Below are 17,714 nucleotides of genomic sequence, written 5' to 3'. Positions count from 1 at the left end.
CCCCCTTACGCTATAACGAATAACTCAGTATGCTATAAATAATCTAATCTCATTTTGAATGGAAAGGCGTACTATGAGCAAAAAACGGTTGTCTGAAAAAGAACTGCTGGAGGGGATGACACCCCTTACTGCGCATCGTGATGATCTAGCCGAGGTAACATTGGATGAGTTGGGCCTTGAAATCTCTGAAAGTGATTACAAGGCCGCGTTAAAGTGAATTGAATCACTGTTTGATGTGGCCGAACCTAACACTCCTGAAGGTGAAGAGCTAGAAAGGCTAGCGGCAATGGTTGAAGAGTATGAGGAAAAGCACTTCCCCATTTAATAACTGCAACGCACTTCTGCCCCGAACCTTCACGGGGCGAACACCTTTAAACCAATCACACTTTAAACCAATCATCTGAAACACGTTTTTGCCCCAAAGTTTGTTTAGACCGAGGAACACACATTTAATCTAAACCTCATTTGACTTACTTGTTCTAATCATTGTCCTGCATTGTCTAGTGCGATCACCTATCCCAGTCGTCGGATTTATTTACGATAATATCGACAATTTCTGCAAGTTCTTCACCTTTTGCCGTCAAGCCATAATATACAGTTACAGGAACGGTTTCTTCTTGTCTCCTCCAAACAAAACCTTCTCCTGTTAGCAGTTTTAACCGTTCACTAAGTACTTTGCTAGACACCAGAGCAAGTTGCTTCTGTATTTGCCCAAAGCGCATTTCGTCATGTTGACCAAGTAACCAAACAATATGCGCAGTCCACTTTGTAGAGATCAACGTTAAGTATCGATCCGCACTACAATAACCTTCGGGTTGTTTACCTTGCTGGCTCATACTCACTCCCTTCATTCTTATCGAAAACTCAAAACCTAGTATATTTTAATGGTTACCAATAGGTATCTAGTTACCTTTGGGTACCTAGTATATTTTAGTAACCAACTTCGATAGTATCACACTATCACTGCAGAACATTCAAACTAAGGGCATATTATGAAAGCAGCATGGTTGGTTGCATTAAGCACTCTCTCTTTTTTCTCTTACGGATCGATAGACTACAAAAAGCCGCAAACGCCTAGCGAGTTACACCAGCTGTTTGCAGAGTATTTTTCAAATAAAGATACGACTGGGCTCGCTACATTATTCCACGAAGATGCCGTATTCGTGTTAGATGCTGAAGGTAACCTCGCAAGAGGCAAAGACGCCATCGCGCAAACCTTGAAGGGCTATATGCAAGGTGACGTAGAAATGGTCACACATGGTGTGTCCATTCACATCAATGGTGACACCGCACTTATTCGTTCTGACTGGGAAATCCCTAATGTGCAAACAGGAATGGCATTAGAGGTGATGAAATACTCGGATGGTGGTTGGCTTTATGTTATCGACAACCCCAATGGCTTTTAAAGATCAACTACCTGGTCAAAATACTAAAAATTATCTAAGGAAACAGAACATGAGAGCTCTACAAGTATCAGAATTTGGCAGCCCAGAAGTACTAACCGTCAACCAAGTTGAAAAACCGCAAATAAGTGATGGTCAGCTACTAATTAAAGTCGCTTATAGTGGCATAAACTTAGCCGATACGTACATTCGTAAAGGTGCCTTCCCTGGGTTACCCACCCCTCCTTTTACCTTAGGGATGGAAGGGTCAGGCATTATAGAAGAAATGGGGGCTAACGTCAGTGGTTATAAGAAGGGGCAGCTTGTGGCATTTTCAGCCAGTCAATCCTACGCTGAGTACGTTGTTGTCGACACTAACAGCTCTTTAGAGTGGGAAATAGCGGTCCCAGTATCACTCTCGCCTCTGGCAGCAAGCAGTATCAGTATGTCGGCAAGAACGGCAATTCTTTTGACTCAACGTTTGAACAACTCTGCGCAAAAAGTTCTCGTTCATGCAGGAGCAGGAAGCGTAGGAAGCGTTTTAGTTCAACTTCTTAAAGCTCAAAACCATGAAGTCATTGCTTTAGTTGGCTCTGATCAAAAGAAAGAGTATGTACGTTCATTGGGAGCAGATCGTGTTCTAAACTATAAACACGAAGATGTCCAAAGCATTATAGAAAGCGAATATCCAGATGGATTAGACGCTGTTTTCAATGCTACCGGCGGTAATTCTATTGCAAGAGATATCGACCTTCTAGCAATTAATGGGCATTTGATTTGGTTTGGCTTCGCTGAAAGCAACCAAGCTCCCGATATAGAGGCTGCATTACAAAATGCCTTTATGAAATCGATTAAGCTCGAATTATTCAATGGTGGAACACATAGCCAACAAGACAATATCTCCGCGATAAAATCAATCGAGAACTTGATCTTAGACGGTAAAATTGAAATATCATCTCACCATATCTATTCGCTCGAAGAAGGCGTAAATGCTCATCGAGATTTAGAAAGTGGTAATACGGTAGGAAAGTTAACTCTTCAAATTTAAGAAACTGTACTGAACTATGCATGACTTTAGTCGCTAAGGTAATTTGGTCAGCTACATATAGGCTGGCCACATGATAGCAATACGAGAAGTAATCAGAAAAATCAGAGGGCTTTATTGTTCGTAACTCGGAATTGTCCAAATCCGTACTGACGGGGTAGATTGCCGTAACGCAGATCTGCCCAAAACGTTTTAGTTACAATCACTAGTGATTATATCGAATCTTATTATTGAGCTAACTAATCTAATTGATTGATTGTAAAACGTTGGTGGTTGCTGAAAGCAAATATGTCGTCCTTGTTATTCATTGACAATACGAGATCCTATTTCAATCATCATATCTTTTATCCAGTTATAGAAAGGGTCGTCACTAAGCCCGATAGACCAGCACATAGAAATAGGGATGGGCTTTAACATTGGCAATGGGATGCTGTTGTAGTAATTTTTGTCATCGATGCTTTCAATAAACTTGCTAGGCCCAACCAGATAAGCATCCGTTGATTTGACGGTTTCCAGAGCTAACCAAAGTGTTGCTTCGTCAAGCAGTACAGGACTCTCACCGATCAGCTCATCATATATATTCTGATATCGATGCGATCCTCGAATTTTGACAATCGGGAAACTTGAAAGAGACAGCTCTAGTTGGTCGGCATTAGAAAAAATAGCATGCTCACGTCTCGCAATCAGTGAATTCGACACCTCCCCGATGTCATGGGTCTCAAACCCAGAAAGACCTTCTGGCAACGATCCTAACGCAAAGTTAATCTCGCCCAATGTCAACTTCTTTATATTCTCATAACTCCAACTCTTGCAGGTCACCGTCACATTGGGTGCATGCGTTGATACTTCTTTGATGACTTGATCCATCCAATGAGGGCTTGCGTAATCTGAAAGCATGATAGTGACATTCTGTGTCACCTTGCTTAAATCAAGCGCCTCTGAATCGACTAAATTTTTGAACTGATTACATAGCAGCTCGATTTTGGGATATAACTGAATCGCTTTTTGCGTTAGCACCAATTGATTCCCAACTCTCACCAAAAGAGGATCATCAAACATCTCTCGAAGCTTTGATAGCTGCTTACTAACAGCAGGTTGAGTAATAAACAACAGCTCTGAACTTTTAGAAATATGCTTTTGCTCTAATAGAACAAGCAGTGTTTTTAGTAAGTTGAGATCAAGCGCTCTAATCTTTGAAAACTCACTATTCCTCATGGTTATACCCTTCATAAATACCCATCACTTCAAATTCTAAGCCCAGATGCTATTCTTTTCAAAAGAAATCAATTAGAAATGGTCATTGGAGCAAAATATGATGAAAAAAAGCGTGTTAGCTACCGTTTTAGCCGGTGTACTGCCTTCTCTATCGGCAACAGCAACAGAACAACCCAATGTGGTCATTATGATGGTCGACAATTTAGGTTTTGGAGAGCTTCAGTCGTATGGCAGTACACGAGGTGTCGCGACCCCAAACTTAGATAAATTGGCAGAACAAGGCATCAGGCTTACAAATTTTAATGTTGAGCCTCAATGCACTCCTACCCGTTCGGCATTTATGACCGGTAGACGTCCCCTGAGAACAGCAACAACAGAGGTTGTTTGGGGTATGGATTACGGCATGGTGAATTGGGAGGTTACCATGGCCAATAAGTTTAAGGAGCAGGGTTACAACACCGCCATGTATGGCAAGTGGCACCTTGGTGATACTGAAGGGCGAACACCATTAGATCAAGGGTTCGATGATTTCTTTGGGGTGCTGAATACTTCAGACGAATCACTCTATTCATCACAACTCCACTTTGAAAACGAAGATGGGTACGTTCCAAAGATCCAAGACACAGTCAATGGAAAGACAAAAGATGTCATGGACTTTAATCTTGATACTCGCCGTACTATTGATGAACAAGTCACTCAACGAGCGATTACGCACATCAGTCAACAATTAGAAGAAGGCAGCCCTTTCTTTACGTTCGTGTCGTTTACTCAGCCGCACCTGCCTACGATTCCTCACCCAGATTTTGCTGGAGTGACAGGTAAAGGAGATTACGCCGATGTTTTACATGAGATTGATTATCGCGCAGGGCAAATTATCGACACCATTGATAAAGCCGATGCAAGAAAAGACACATTGATTATCTTTATGTCAGACAACGGACCAGAGTGGCACTACCCTCACCACGGGATCTCGGCACCATGGCGAGGAAGTTACTTCACTGCGCTCGAAGGTTCAATCCGTGTGCCATTTATCGCCTCTATGCCTGAGACAATCAAAGAAAACCGTGTCAGTAATGAAATTGTGCATGTGGTTGATGTGATGCCATCAATTGGTGAGCTTGTCGGCTATGAAATGCCATCAGATCGTCATATCGATGGGATTAACCAATGGGCTCATCTGAAAGGTGAGATGGAGCAATCTAATCGTGATGGTTTTTATATCAGTAATGGGCAAATAGTTCAGGCTTACAAATGGAACGATTGGAAACTGCATTTCTACGATCAAGATATTATGCCAGAATCACCTGTTAAACGTCAGATCCCAGCCGTCTATGATCTGTCTAGCGATCCTCAAGAAATGTATGACATGCGCGCTGATGGTGTTCGTATTTTCCCTACGGTAGTTAAACGAAACGTCGCGATTCAACGAAACCTTGCGGTAAGTTGTGACACCATTCCTTTCCCTGCACCTATAGGGTACAAACCGGACTGTGAAGGCGTTGATTTCACTCAGCATATACCGGACGGTTTCAGAAACGCTGAAAAGTAACAACCATTTGCACGACTGTCATTAACGTTAGGCAGGTAGGACATAAAATCCTACCTGCACAATCTGAGGAATAAATGTGGAAGTATCTAAGTCTGTTCATATTATGAGTAAACCAACGGGTTCTGTGTGTAACCTAGATTGTGACTATTGCTTTTATCTTGAGAAAGAAAAGCTATACCCCGAGCGTAATACTAACTGGAAAATGTCGGATGAAACGTTAGAAGTTTATATTGAGCAACACATATTAGCTCAACATACTGACCATGTGACTTTTGCTTGGCAAGGCGGCGAACCTTTGATGATGGGGATTGAGTTCTACAAAAAAGCAGTCCAATTGCAAAACAAATATGCGAAAGGGAAATCCATAGAGAATACGCTGCAAACTAACGGCCTATTACTCAATAATGAATGGTGTCAGTTTTTCAAAACAAACCACTTTTTGATTGGTATTTCAATTGATGGACCAGAGCATCTTCACAACAAATACCGCACGAGTCGCTCTGGCAAAGGTTCCTACCGTAAGGTAGTACAAGCCATCGACTTATTGCGTGCACATCACGTTCAGTTCAACACTTTAACGGTCATTGGCAGCCACAATGTTGACCATGCATTGGAGGTCTATCAACATTTAAAAGCTTTGGGTAGCGAAGTGCATCAATATATTCCCTTGGTCGAAAGAGTAGCAGCTAAGCCAACGTTTGAGGGTTTATATTTAGTTGACCCAGAGCATGATAGCGCGGCTAAGTTGACGGAATGGAGTGTACCGTCTTTAAAGTTTGGACAGTTCCTCGCGACCATCTTTGACTATTGGGTGAAGCATGATGTTGGTCGGATCTTCGTGCCATATTTCGATAACACACTCGCAGGTAGGGCGGGTGAACAAGGCAATATGTGCACAATGGCTCCACGATGTGGAAGTGCATTTGCCATGGAGGCAAATGGAGACATCTATAATTGCGACCACTATGTTTATCCTGAGTATAAATTAGGGAACATTCATTCAAAAACGATTAATGAAATGAACTTTAGTACCCAGAACTACGAGTTTGGTATCAAGAAGAAAGATCTCAGCGAAAAGTGTAAAAAGTGCCCGTATGTAAAACTTTGCAATGGAGGTTGCCCAAAGCAACGCTTTATTCCTAGAGCTGATGATTTCTCTGACAACTATCTTTGCGAAGGCTATGAACATTTTTTCCGCCGTAGTGAAGCAAAGATGAAAACAATGTGTGACTTATGGTTTGCTGGGCGATCTCCAGCAGAAGTAATGACGCATTAGATAGGCTTTGTTGCGTAATTCGATGGAACTAAATCTAGAAGCTACGATCTGATCGGCTACACCCATCAATCGTCGTAGCCTCATGCCTAAACCTCGTTACAAAACAACTAACTGGAAACAGTACAACAAAGCCGGACTGCGGTTAAAGTAGAAGATAACCTTCAGCCCAAATTGCCTAGCTCCTCAGAAAAGTGAAGTTCAAGATGCGGGTTAATCTGTACTAGTAAGGAACCTATATGTGGGAATTGATAAAAGCTATATTTTCAGCTGCCGTAAACACAAAGGTGGGCAGGATTCTTTGTTTGATCGTGTTGAGCATGAACTAAAACTAAAAAAGCAGGTGGAGGATAATTTAAATACACTTTTTCTTGAGCAACTCCAACAGTTGGAAAAGCAACTAAACCTAATATTTGGTACCAAAGGGAAGGTTGAAGCTATTGTAAAAGGACAAACACTTCGAGTAAATCCAATTTATGTCAGCGAATGGCTTGATAGCTTTGATCGATTCCATGAAGAAAATGAACTAATGTTCGGTGTTAATTTTCTGTTTGGGCATGAACAACTATTTGAAATAGTGGAGGCTAAACTTATTCATGGGCAAGTATTATTTAAATTAATAGATAAAAGTGATACTTATTGCCCTGCAATAAACACGGATGACGGTTATCATTCTGCATTAGACGCATCTGAGAATATAAAGTTATTTGTGATGAATAAAGTAGGACTAAGTTGCAAGGAATAAAGCATGATATCAATGTGGGTTCAGTTGCCCTGATTGAGCATAACACCCGTTGTGCGTAGGTGATCGATTTAACGTAACGGGCAACATAAACCAATCTTTTTGCTAGTACGATTTTACTCATCGTATTAGCTCTTCACAACTAGCTTTACCATACCTTTAGTTATCCATGAATTGCTAATTTAGGGAAGTCACTGGCAAACTTTTGTCCAAAAACGTTACACATCAATCTTTATCTGGCGACATTTTCGACACACAATCGCCTTTTTCTCCTAAACCGGAAGTAAGATGATCTTGCCATCTAACCTTGTGGTTTTAGACTCAATAAGATCAATCGCGGTTTGGACCTCATCTAGCGGAATACAACGGTCGACATCGAGTTGTATGTCATTCGCGATAAAATGCTCTAACATGGAATCGAACTTGTCGCGACGAATGTCTTTACCCTCTGCTTCTTCCCAATAGCGCAGGAAGAAGGTACTGAAATCGATAGCTTGTTTTTTTGCGTATTCGAAGAAGCGTGGCTCGTAAAAATCCAGAGAAAGCGTTCCATAGTTGATAAACCGGCCTTGGTTACCCAGAGTATGAACAAGCTCCGTTCCCGGAGAACCGCCAATCGCATCGAAGGCCACTGTTGGTTGAGGCAAACCGAGTCGCTGAATTTGTGCAACCAAATCACTGTTGGCATCCAGCACATAACATGAAGTCGTTTGAGTGCGCTCAGGTTGTGACGTCACGGCAATGATTTGAAACCCAAGTGATTCCGACAACTGAGAGAAAATCTTGCCAATGGCTGAACTGCCAGCATTGATGATCAACACATCTTCTTTGGTCAACTTCGCCACTTCTGTCGTCAGTACCCACGCGGTGAGCGCATTAATATATAACTGACAGGCGTAGCCATTATCTAGGTGCTGAGGAATGTGAAAGAGGTTGTCTGGTGACACATCGACATAGCTTTGCCATGTGCCGCTTGTTGCTACAAGCACTCGCTGGTTTAGAGGAAACTCAGAATGACCAGACTCCACAACCCTTCCGACCGCTTCAAACCCCGGAACTCTCGGCGGCTGGTGGCTGTGTTTGTATTGCCCAACACCGTAAATCGACAGTAGGTCACTAGGGTTGATATTGGTCGCTTCAACTTGTATTCGCACCTTATCTTTATCAAGCGCGCCTAAAGTGACATGTTCTAGTTTGAGAGACTCTTTCGGCTGCCCGAAACGGAACTGGCTAATTCGGGTATTTTGCTTAGTGTCGGTCATGGTTCGGGCACCTTTGTGGTTATGAGTACTGCATCGACTTTAAGTGTAGCGTGTTCATAAACAATCTTGGATCAGCAATATTGCTTAGCATTGCTGGCGTTGGTAAGCAGTCGTCATCAACGTAGTCGACATAGTCTGCCGCTGAGTCAAAGATCAAAATATCCAATGCTAAACGATCCAACCCGTATCGACCTCGGTGGATCATATCCGCAGAAAAGACTAACAAGTCGCCCGCTTCTAACGGTATCTGTTTACCGCCAGAGATGGCATCGCTGCTTACCTTTCCATTTACTTCTTGGCGAACGTTGTATTCTTCTTCGTTGTCCCAACGTTTGTGTGTTCCGGGGATAAGCTCCATTCCGGGCTCCTCAAATATTGGTACGCGGAGGTGTAATACTTGGGTTTCCATGATGACTTTCATCTGATCATCAATGTCATAGTCGTATTGACAGTCGCGATGCCAGAAATCTTTTTGTTGCGGGTTCACAGGGTTGAAGAACAGCTGTGTGTTCATGAATGCAGGCTTGTTAGGTATGACCGCATCGACCACTTCCATGACTTTTTTTGAGCTGATGAAGTCAAACAGTACGGTTCTATCGTTGGCGGGTAGATACTCGCTGCCTGTAATCAAAGATGAGTTAAATGCCTCTTCTTGATAGAACTCTTCGTTGTCTGCTTTCCATGACTCATGAAATTTCAGCACGACTTCTCTAAGCGATGCTATCTGAGCTTCATCGAAATAATTTCTGATAACAAAGTAACCATGCTCGTCGTATTGGCTACTTAATTGTTGGCTGTTTTCTACCACTGACTACCTTCGTTCATTCTGTACCGCGTAATAACCACGGATTTCTTGAGCGCATAATGCCAGACAGGTGCTATTCAACCAAGTAACTAATGAGAAGTGGTTAGGCGTAAGAGTGAAAAATAGAGAGTATCAACCTAGTTTTACATGCTCATCGAGTTTACATGTTTGCTTGATAAGCTTTTATGCCATATTAAACGGCGTTCGCTTGGCTTTGACTGGTAGGTGTGTATTTGCTTAAGTGCGATGTTGATCGAGCATAATGTGATGCAAATGGTGAATGTAAGGTATCTTTGTATTACTTAGGTAATTATCATTACTCTGTGGTTCATTTGAACATAGGAAATAGAGCTAGTCATGGATGGTTATTCGCTCGATATGAGAACACTTAATTTTATTATTATTTTGTTCTCTTTTATTTATTGTATTGGTTTACTGTTATTCCAGTTCACTCAGCAGTCTATTAAAGGGCTGTCAATGTTCTCAATTTCAATATTTGTTATTGGGACAGGCCCGCTACTGTTGAGCCTAAGAGGAGAGGCTCCAGACTGGATCAGTGTCATTGGTGCCAATATGGTCATCGTACTTGGCTTTCATTTGACCTTGTATAGTTTGTGCATGTTTCGAGAATATTCCCTAAAATGCACTTATCTCAGCGGTCTATTGATACTGGCTCTTTTGCCCAGCTTCATTTACTTTACTTACTATGTGCCATCTATCAAGGCTCGCATTATCATCATCAGTGTGTATTTGGCTTTTGTGACTCTGTGCACCGCGTTTGCAGTATTGAAGGGACAACGTGATGATTTGACTTTAGCCACTCGGATGATGGCCTTGTCATTTGCGGTTTATAGTGGCTTCATGGCTTTTCGAGTCAGCGTGGCGTTCTTCTCTGCTGAACTGAATGATTTTATGGCAGCCGGTCTGATTCATCAGGCCGTCTTCTTGTTCAGTATTGTTCTTATTGTGTCTATGAGTTTCACAATGCTGTGGATGATCAATGCTAGGCTACATAGTTCGATTCATGACCTTTCTTATAGAGATCATTTAACGACACTGGGGAATCGCAGAGCACTCGATGAAATGGTTCCTGTTATGATGAAGCAGGTTTCTACTAACCCAGTGAGTGCCATCATGATGGATATTGATAACTTTAAATCGATCAATGATCAACACGGACATATTGTAGGTGATCTTGTCATTAAGTCTTCGGCCGAAATGATTCAAAGTGTGATTAAAACTTCTCCTGCATCCAGTGCATTTCGTTTTGGTGGTGATGAAATTATGATCTTATTACCTAATGTTGATTTCCACCACGCACAATTAATTGCTAGCGATTTACGCCTATCGATTTCAAAGATCACAGCAGTACAAGGAAATGATTTATCCCTCACGTCTAGTTTTGGTGTCGCTCAGCTTCATCAACACGAGAGTTGGGATGAATTCATAGGTCGAACAGACAAGGCGTTGTACCAAGCGAAAAAGAATGGTCGAAACAGGATTTCAGTTTGTCCTAGTCATATTAACGAACCGTTAAGCGTTTGATGTCGTTTAATCAAGACAATTGAACCTTGCTTGGCTTGTGAGGTATTCAAACTACTGCCACATCACCAATACTGCTGCGTAGAAACAAGAGCAGCGCGATGGGATTTTTATAAACAGAGCCTCTTCATTAATCTTCTATTAGGTATTAGAGCGCTCTTCAGAAGATCGGCTGTTTCTTGTTTTTGAAATAGAACAGCGCGCTAATCAAAACGAACAATAAAGCGAAGTAATAGCAAAACGAAGATAGCGATGCTAGGAAAGCAAGGTTCTGTTCTATTTCTTGCTCGGTGTAATTATTTGAGACTAATTTGTAGTAGTAAGCATACAAAATACCGATCAGCCCGTATCCGAGATTAAACATCAAACCTTTGAAACTAAGAACCGTGGCTCGGTTGTGTGACTCGGTCTTTTTGTTCAGGTGATAACTGATGAAAATGTTCATCGTCATGATAATAAAAATAAGCACCAGCGCAGGAACTACCCCATAGATTGGCCAACCTAAACTGATCCAATGATAGATTGCGATACTTGCTAAGCCCATGACAATAATAAAGGTTTTTGGCTCGATACTTTCTGCCAACCTGCGGCTTTGCCCCGCTAAAATGATTTTTAGCAAACTGATTCCCGCGCCAATAAAACCAAAATAGATAATAGGAATATCGATCGCGAGATAGTATTGGCTGTTCATGGTTAAGAACATGCGTGAAGTGTGTTCGAACAGGCTGTAATAGAGCAAGATGAAGAGCACGTAAGGCGTGGCAAGTACCCACTTACCGGTATCAGCCGTTAACTTGAGGCTGGCGATAGTCGTTGCTAACTTGCTTTGATCGCTTGGCATCACCTTCTTCTCTTCACGCATATTTACTGCGGCATAAATAGCGAGCAAGGCGACCAATAGCGTGGCAAATACAGGAATACGCATCAGGTCTTTGGTGCTTTCTGGCTCTGCTAATCCAAGAGCATGAAAGATGTTCGCCATGAAATTCACATCGTACATCGCAGCACCGATCAAGGTGACAAAGATACCAACGCTTGAGGCGATACGGAGTTGTATTTGTAACACTCGCGGCCACAACTCTTCATTGCCTTGTTCTTTTAAGGTGTCGTAAGCCAGTGCCTCGTCAGCACCACTTGCCAATGCCATTGCTAGCCCGCTGAGTATCCGGTTGACCAAAAATACCATGAACACCAAGTTAGCGTCTCCGGTTGGCACGAGTGCGATCATCGCGATCTCAATGAACATGACAATCGAAGACAGTACAACAAGCTTTTTGCGACCTAAGGTATCGGCGAACGCCCCTGATGGAACTTCTGCAAGCACGATGGTCGCCGCCCAAACTACGTTGAGCATGGCAAACTGAGAAAGGGTTAAGCCGTAATCTAAATAGAGTAGGGTGAAGATAGGGTAGTAAAAACGCGCAAAGTAGCTGCTTCTGAACATCAAGAAGTAGCGGACATTGGGAATTTTCAGGATTTCTTTGAGCGTCATGATAATTTCAGTACTTTAAATAACACATTATTATGTATAAACCTTTTTGCCTTATAAACCATGGAATTGTTGTCATAATCCCAAATTATCTGATTTAGAGAATCTTCGAGCTATCTATTCCTCATCGGTTACAGATTCACTCCTCTTCATATCATTATCTCATCCATTCATTTTGTTGTACTCGTTTCAACTTGTAAGACGGATTTTGGTTCAAGATCGAACTTCTACAACCTCGCTCTCGCATTTACATCTTATTGTATGATTTAATTATTGATAATAACGATACGCAATGAATCCAATGTAATTGAGGAAGCGAGCATGATCTTAGAGTCATTCAGTCTGGAAGGGAAAGTAGCGATAGTGACGGGCTGTAATACAGGACTTGGGCAAGGTATTGCATTAGGCCTAGCAGAAGCAGGTTGTAAAGTTGTCGGTGTTAACCGTACAGAGCCTGAAGAGACGATTGAGAAAATGAATGCAGCAGGCCATACGTTCCTAAACGTTCGTGCTGACCTTCTCGACCAAGCGTGCATTCCAGGGATTATAGAGCGCACTTTGGCTGAGTTTGGCCAAGTCGACATCCTCGTGAACAATGCCGGAATTATTCGCCGCCAAGATGCTATTGAGTTCTCAGAGCAAGATTGGGATGACGTAATGAACGTGAACACCAAGACCGTGTTCTTTATGTCTCAGGCCGTTGCAAAGCAGTTTAAGGCTCAAGGTACTGGCGGAAAGATCATTAACATTGCATCGATGCTTTCATTCCAAGGTGGCATTCGAGTTCCTTCCTATACGGCTTCAAAAAGTGCTGTGATGGGAGTGACACGTGCGATGGCGAACGAATGGGCGCGAGACAATATCAATGTGAATGCGATAGCACCCGGTTATATGGAAACTAACAATACTCAAGCTCTGCGTGAAGATGCCGTGCGCAATCAAGCGATCCTTGAGCGTATTCCGGCTGAACGTTGGGGCAAACCGCAAGACATCGCAGGTCCTTGTGTGTTCTTAGCATCATCAGCATCGGACTACATTAACGGCTACACAATTGCTGTTGATGGTGGTTGGTTAGCGCGCTAATTGGTTTTTTATTCTAAATTTTGAGTTTGCAGCAATCTTGCAGGAGAAGATAAATGAAAATCGCTTTAATGATGGAAAACAGTCAGGCAGGTAAAAATGCCATGGTTGCAGCTGAGCTAGAGTCAGTGGCTGGTGGCATTGGTCACGATGTTTTCAACTTAGGTATGACAGACGAGAATGATCACCACTTAACGTATATCCATCTCGGTATCATGGCGAGCATTCTGATCAACTCAAAGGCTGTGGACTTTGTTGTGACAGGTTGCGGTACAGGTCAAGGGGCTTTGATGTCACTGAACCTGCATCCGGGTGTGGTTTGTGGTTACTGCCTAGAGCCATCAGATGCGTTCTTGTTTAACCAAATCAACAACGGCAATGCTATTGCTCTTGCTTTTGCTAAAGGCTTTGGCTGGGCTGGTGAGCTGAATATCCGTTACATATTCGAAAAGGCTTTCACTGGTGAGCGTGGCCAAGGTTACCCATTGGAGCGTGCCGAACCACAACAGCGTAACGCAGCGATTTTGAATGAAGTGAAAGCGGCGGTGGTAAAAGACAACTTTATTGATTCGCTAAGAGCAATCGACCAAGATCTCCTGAAAACAGCGGTTGGCAGTGAGCGTTTCCAACAATGCTTCTTTGATCATTGCCAAAACCCAGACATTGCAGACTATGTTCGTTCACTTTTAGACTAATTCTATTAAGAGCCTATTTGCCTGCTAGATGAAGGTAGAAGATAAAAAAGAGGAGCCCTGAGGCTCCTCTTTTGTTTTGCTCTGTGAGCCTGATTAGTTACTTTTGGCGTGAACAGGTCATATATGACTCGCTCTAGGCGATCTAGTTCACACGCTTAAAGTTAGGCAGCAATGTCTCTGGCTGCTGCGCGACAAATGCTTTACTTGGTGAGTATGCACGGAAGTAAACAAACCAGTTTTCGTCTTCTCGAGTTTGCACCCAGTTAGCTTCATTCACACCTGCTGGCTTAGTTGGTGAGAAGTGGAAGGTGTAATTGCCTTGTGCGTCTTTGACCGTACCTTCGATGTTTGAACCTACATCGGAACGCTCAATGTCGTTGTTAATGATGGCGCGGTTCTCAACGTTATAAACAGTGATTGTCCAGAACAAATCAGCGAAGTTTACATCACCATCCAGAGTCAGAGTGTAGTGGTTGCTGTTATTAAGCCCCTTAACACTATCATCACGGTAGTTGTCTAGATAGATCTGACCCCAACCGCCATTCTCAAAACCGTGCATCGCTACGTCATTAGTTACAGCTTCATAAAACCATGCTGCGCGGCCATCGAGATCCATACCCTAGTAACGGTCTTGGTTCGGTGTTGAAGCCGTTGCAACTTCCCAAAAGTTGCCTTCTTTACCGTAAGCTGCGTGTGGCAAGCGTTCTGTTTTGTTGAAGTCGATGTTTTTAACCATCGCTTCTCCCATCACGACAGCTTGCTCTAAAATCTCACGCTGTTGAGCAGATGGGGAAAATGCTATGTCTTTCTCAATACCCAGTGGGCGTAGCATGTCGTGCATCATACGATCACGCACTGCTACAGGTTCTGCTTGAATAGCTTCATTCAACGTATTCCAAAATGCCATGCCTCTTGGGTGTTTGGCGTCTTCACCACATTCAGGGAAGTTGACGCCTTTATCACTCAGTGGCTTACCGTTGAGGTCTGTAATTTTTAAAGCATCTAAGTCTTTCATACGTTGTTTGTCTGAATCTGCCATTAAACGAACGCCGAAGAAAACATAGTTGGTATCAGACTCAAAAACTTTAGCGCCTTTTGGCTGGTTAGTCGGTGTTTCTGCTCCTTTGGCTTTTACCACGTAGACGCCCGGTTCGGTCATCTGAGAAATTCCCACATAGTGTACACTGCACCGCGCAGTTCATCTGTGGGAATTTCTATAACAACAGGCTCTTTTTCTACGTTAAACCAAGTAATCGCGTAAGGCGTAGAGGTGTTGTAAGTTAGACCTCCTAGCTTAGATTCATGAGATTCAACATAAGTAATTTGACCGTCCTCTGCACCCATGTCGGCATAAGCTTGTTTCCATGCGTAGTTTGAAACCAAAGGCACCGACCAAATGTAAGCTTGTGACGCACGTTGATAGTCCATCAGTTCGAACAGCTTCGCTGAACTTTCTTATGTTGGAATACCATGAAGAAAGTCGGTTTCGAAGGTGAAGTCTCCCGCACGTGTTTGAAGGGTTTCTGTTGGGTTATCGTTTCCAGCTATCGCTGTTGCTGAAAACAAAGCCGTTACAGAAACGAGCATCGCTGTCGATCGAAGTGGTCAGGTGAAAGTACCGGCTATCGCTTTAGATAAAATGTTCATGTTGTGTCCTCAAAAATTCGAAACTTTTTTATTCGAAACTTGGTTTTTTAATTTGAAACTGTTCTTAGAAATTGAAACCGTTCGTTAGAAATGCTCAATTAAAACGGCTTTGCTAAAATTGATTGGTTAGAACTGATTTGTTAAAACTGATAGTTAAATTCGATGCGGTGATCACCGTCTTCAATACTGGTGTTTTCAGTCCAGTTTGCGAAATAACGAACGTTGGCTCTTGGAGTGATCTGATAGCTTGCTGCAAATTCATGCGCGAGTACTGAGTCACTGCCCTCAAAGCCAAAATCTTTGAACGTTGAAGACCCCGACATTGTGCCTAAATACATTGGGTTATAGTTCAGCCAAACCTTGTCAGTGAGTTGCATCTTGGCGTACATACCTGCGACGTAGAAAGTACCGTGCATGTTGTAGCGGTCGCGAAGTTGATCGGCATCGAGATCGCCACCAGTGCCTTCAACCAACTCTTCACCTGCTGCGATACCGACACCAGCGAGCGGGTAGAAATTAAACATGCCCATTTGTGGTAAAGCTTGAATAAAGCTGTAAGACGCGTTGCCTTGGTTGTTATCGAAATCCCAAGACATATCAACTTGCGAGCCTCTGCCATTAGTTAGGTCTACACCGAAGTTTCTAAAGCGGAAGGAATCAATACTGTCGTCTGCACCTCGACCGCTCCAACCAATCGCCTCACCAGCGATACCTTTGATTTCGAACACATTCATGCCCATGGTGGTATCACTGCCAGTGTCGTAGGTTTGTCCGACTTTTAGGTTTAAGCCCTTGTCGGTGTAGCCGAAGCCTACTTGTGTGTAGACCGCTAATGGGTCTGACATATCTTGAACTTCTGTTTCTTCAGCGATAGCACCGCTAGCTAACAAAAGAGGGGTTAGAGAAAGGATCGAACGTTGTAATAACATAGCTGCCTCATAGAGTTATCTCTCTACATCCGTGTACTTCGTGAAGGTGGGATAACTATACAAAGTGGACTTTGTTAAGTTAATTCATATAAACTTAACCATTCGTTAAGCAATGATTTATGGTGTCCCGTGAAACTGAACAATGTCGATCTGAACTTATTGAAAGTGTTTGTGGTGGTGTATCAGGAGAAGAGCTTGAGAAAAGCGGCTGAGAAGTTGTTTGTCTCGACACCAGCGGTTAGTCAAAGCATCAAGAAGCTTAAGGAATCCTTAGGTGAAGAATTGTTTGTGCTGTCTCATCAGCAGTTTTTACCGACGCCTTATTCGGACGATCTTTATCAGCGCGTTTTCCCGCTATTGGACGGATTGGTTACGGCGATAGAAGAAGGAAAACAGTTTAATCCCGCGGACCTCAGTGAAGATTTTAAGATTGAGGCGAATCCTCATGTTCTGCCTTGGTTGACTCCGGCTCTGTTTCATCAGCTATCAGTAGAAAGTCCACTTTCAAGATTGATCAGCCATACGAGTTCCCAAAACTCTTTAGAAAGGCTTAAGAGTGACGAGATTGATTTTGTCATTCATTTCGAAGCTAAGAATTTGCCTGCTGAGATCATTGCCGTCCCTATCGTGAACTTAAAGTTTGTATTGGCAGTAAGAGAAGATCATCCTTTCAAGGCATCCATCGCTACGATTGATGATTTGTTGTCGTTTCCATTTGCTCACGTTGACCTCGCTTATTTCGATCAAAACAAACATTCACGGTTGGAAGAGGAAGTGTTGAGCCAAGGTAAGACAATTAACATGGCACTGCGAACGACTTCTATTGTCGGGTTAATCGAAACGATCAAGCATTCCAATAATATCGCCCCTTGCATGCCTCCGGTGATTGAACAACACAAAGGGGTATTACGCTCAATCGTGATTGAGGGACTGGAAGAGGGAACCGAGGAGATGGAGGTATTCGCTTATCTTCATAAGAAAAACCAGCACTCAGCCAAATACAAATGGCTGTTGGATTTGATTGAAACGGCAATGGCAGAGGCTAATCATCAGTAAGGC

General features: G+C 42.9%; 15 protein-coding genes and 2 pseudogenes. 10 read left to right on the top strand and 7 right to left on the bottom strand.

Annotated features, from left to right (window positions below; all coding sequences use genetic code 11):
• Window positions 1-73: 73 nt before the first annotated feature.
• Window positions 74-325, top strand: a pseudogene (locus tag L1D22_RS22400) (hypothetical protein).
• 184 nt (window positions 326-509) lie between these two features.
• On the opposite strand, the gene L1D22_RS15675 reads toward L1D22_RS22400, so the two are convergent.
• Window positions 510-836 (bottom strand): helix-turn-helix domain-containing protein, encoded by a 327-nt coding sequence (locus tag L1D22_RS15675; RefSeq protein ID WP_239830495.1) that lies wholly within the window; start codon window positions 834-836, stop codon window positions 510-512.
• 156 nt (window positions 837-992) lie between these two features.
• Between L1D22_RS15675 and L1D22_RS15670 the strand changes: the two genes are divergently transcribed.
• Window positions 993-1,406 (top strand): nuclear transport factor 2 family protein, encoded by a 414-nt coding sequence (locus tag L1D22_RS15670; RefSeq protein WP_239830494.1) that lies wholly within the window; start codon window positions 993-995, stop codon window positions 1,404-1,406.
• Window positions 1,378-2,430, top strand: a complete 1,053-nt coding sequence (locus L1D22_RS15665; RefSeq protein WP_239830493.1) for a zinc-binding alcohol dehydrogenase family protein — start codon at window positions 1,378-1,380, stop codon at window positions 2,428-2,430. Before L1D22_RS15670 ends, L1D22_RS15665 begins: the two co-directional genes overlap by 29 nt.
• A gap of 297 nt (window positions 2,431-2,727) precedes the next feature.
• Here the strand turns inward: L1D22_RS15665 and L1D22_RS15660 are convergent, their stop codons facing one another.
• On the bottom strand, window positions 2,728-3,642 hold the full coding sequence (locus L1D22_RS15660; RefSeq protein WP_239830492.1) for a LysR family transcriptional regulator: 915 nt from the start codon (window positions 3,640-3,642) through the stop codon (window positions 2,728-2,730).
• A 97-nt stretch (window positions 3,643-3,739) separates the two neighbouring features.
• Here L1D22_RS15660 and L1D22_RS15655 point away from each other — a divergent pair, with 97 nt between their 5' ends.
• The 3 genes from L1D22_RS15655 (at window position 3,740) to L1D22_RS15645 (ending at window position 7,209) form a co-directional block, all read left to right on the top strand.
• Window positions 3,740-5,191, top strand: a complete 1,452-nt coding sequence (locus tag L1D22_RS15655) for a sulfatase-like hydrolase/transferase (protein ID WP_239830491.1) — start codon at window positions 3,740-3,742, stop codon at window positions 5,189-5,191.
• A gap of 76 nt (window positions 5,192-5,267) precedes the next feature.
• The gene (locus L1D22_RS15650; protein ID WP_239830490.1) at window positions 5,268-6,467 is read left to right on the top strand and encodes an anaerobic sulfatase maturase; all 1,200 of its coding nucleotides are present in this window, start codon (window positions 5,268-5,270) and stop codon (window positions 6,465-6,467) included.
• Window positions 6,468-6,705: 238 nt separating this feature from the next.
• Window positions 6,706-7,209, top strand: coding sequence for a hypothetical protein (locus L1D22_RS15645; RefSeq protein ID WP_239830489.1), 504 nt, complete (start codon window positions 6,706-6,708; stop codon window positions 7,207-7,209).
• A 269-nt stretch (window positions 7,210-7,478) separates the two neighbouring features.
• Here the strand turns inward: L1D22_RS15645 and L1D22_RS15640 are convergent, their stop codons facing one another.
• Entirely contained in the window at window positions 7,479-8,468 is a 990-nt protein-coding gene (locus L1D22_RS15640; RefSeq protein WP_239830488.1) for a zinc-dependent alcohol dehydrogenase family protein, read from the bottom strand.
• Window positions 8,469-8,487: 19 nt separating this feature from the next.
• Window positions 8,488-9,276, bottom strand: coding sequence for a phytanoyl-CoA dioxygenase family protein (locus L1D22_RS15635; RefSeq protein WP_239830487.1), 789 nt, complete (start codon window positions 9,274-9,276; stop codon window positions 8,488-8,490).
• A 354-nt stretch (window positions 9,277-9,630) separates the two neighbouring features.
• Between L1D22_RS15635 and L1D22_RS15630 the strand changes: the two genes are divergently transcribed.
• Window positions 9,631-10,818, top strand: a complete 1,188-nt coding sequence (locus L1D22_RS15630; protein WP_239830486.1) for a GGDEF domain-containing protein — start codon at window positions 9,631-9,633, stop codon at window positions 10,816-10,818.
• A 157-nt stretch (window positions 10,819-10,975) separates the two neighbouring features.
• Here the strand turns inward: L1D22_RS15630 and L1D22_RS15625 are convergent, their stop codons facing one another.
• Window positions 10,976-12,307: an MFS transporter gene (locus tag L1D22_RS15625; protein ID WP_239830485.1), complete on the bottom strand. Its 1,332-nt coding sequence runs from the start codon at window positions 12,305-12,307 to the stop codon at window positions 10,976-10,978.
• A gap of 318 nt (window positions 12,308-12,625) precedes the next feature.
• Between L1D22_RS15625 and kduD the strand changes: the two genes are divergently transcribed.
• Both kduD and L1D22_RS15615 read left to right on the top strand, forming a co-directional pair.
• The gene (gene kduD / locus L1D22_RS15620; protein WP_239830484.1) at window positions 12,626-13,387 is read left to right on the top strand and encodes a 2-dehydro-3-deoxy-D-gluconate 5-dehydrogenase KduD; all 762 of its coding nucleotides are present in this window, start codon (window positions 12,626-12,628) and stop codon (window positions 13,385-13,387) included.
• A 53-nt stretch (window positions 13,388-13,440) separates the two neighbouring features.
• Entirely contained in the window at window positions 13,441-14,079 is a 639-nt protein-coding gene (locus tag L1D22_RS15615) for an RpiB/LacA/LacB family sugar-phosphate isomerase (protein WP_239830483.1), read from the top strand.
• Window positions 14,080-14,221: 142 nt separating this feature from the next.
• Here L1D22_RS15615 and L1D22_RS15610 read toward each other — a convergent pair.
• Together L1D22_RS15610 and L1D22_RS15605 are read right to left on the bottom strand one after the other, a co-directional pair.
• Window positions 14,222-15,666: pseudogene (locus L1D22_RS15610) on the bottom strand (DUF1214 domain-containing protein).
• Window positions 15,667-15,866: 200 nt separating this feature from the next.
• A complete protein-coding gene (locus L1D22_RS15605) occupies window positions 15,867-16,655 on the bottom strand; it encodes a hypothetical protein (protein ID WP_239830482.1) in 789 nt (262 codons plus the stop codon).
• Between the two features lie 129 nt (window positions 16,656-16,784).
• On the opposite strand from L1D22_RS15605, the gene L1D22_RS15600 reads away from it, so the two are divergent.
• Window positions 16,785-17,711: a LysR family transcriptional regulator gene (locus L1D22_RS15600; RefSeq protein ID WP_239830481.1), complete on the top strand. Its 927-nt coding sequence runs from the start codon at window positions 16,785-16,787 to the stop codon at window positions 17,709-17,711.
• Window positions 17,712-17,714: the final 3 nt, after the last annotated feature.

The sequence above is a fragment of the Vibrio sp. Isolate34 genome, assembly GCF_022397915.1.
Classification (GTDB): domain Bacteria; phylum Pseudomonadota; class Gammaproteobacteria; order Enterobacterales; family Vibrionaceae; genus Vibrio.
Note: the sequence above shows the minus strand (reverse complement) of the source record. Positions and strands in the feature narration are given on the sequence as shown.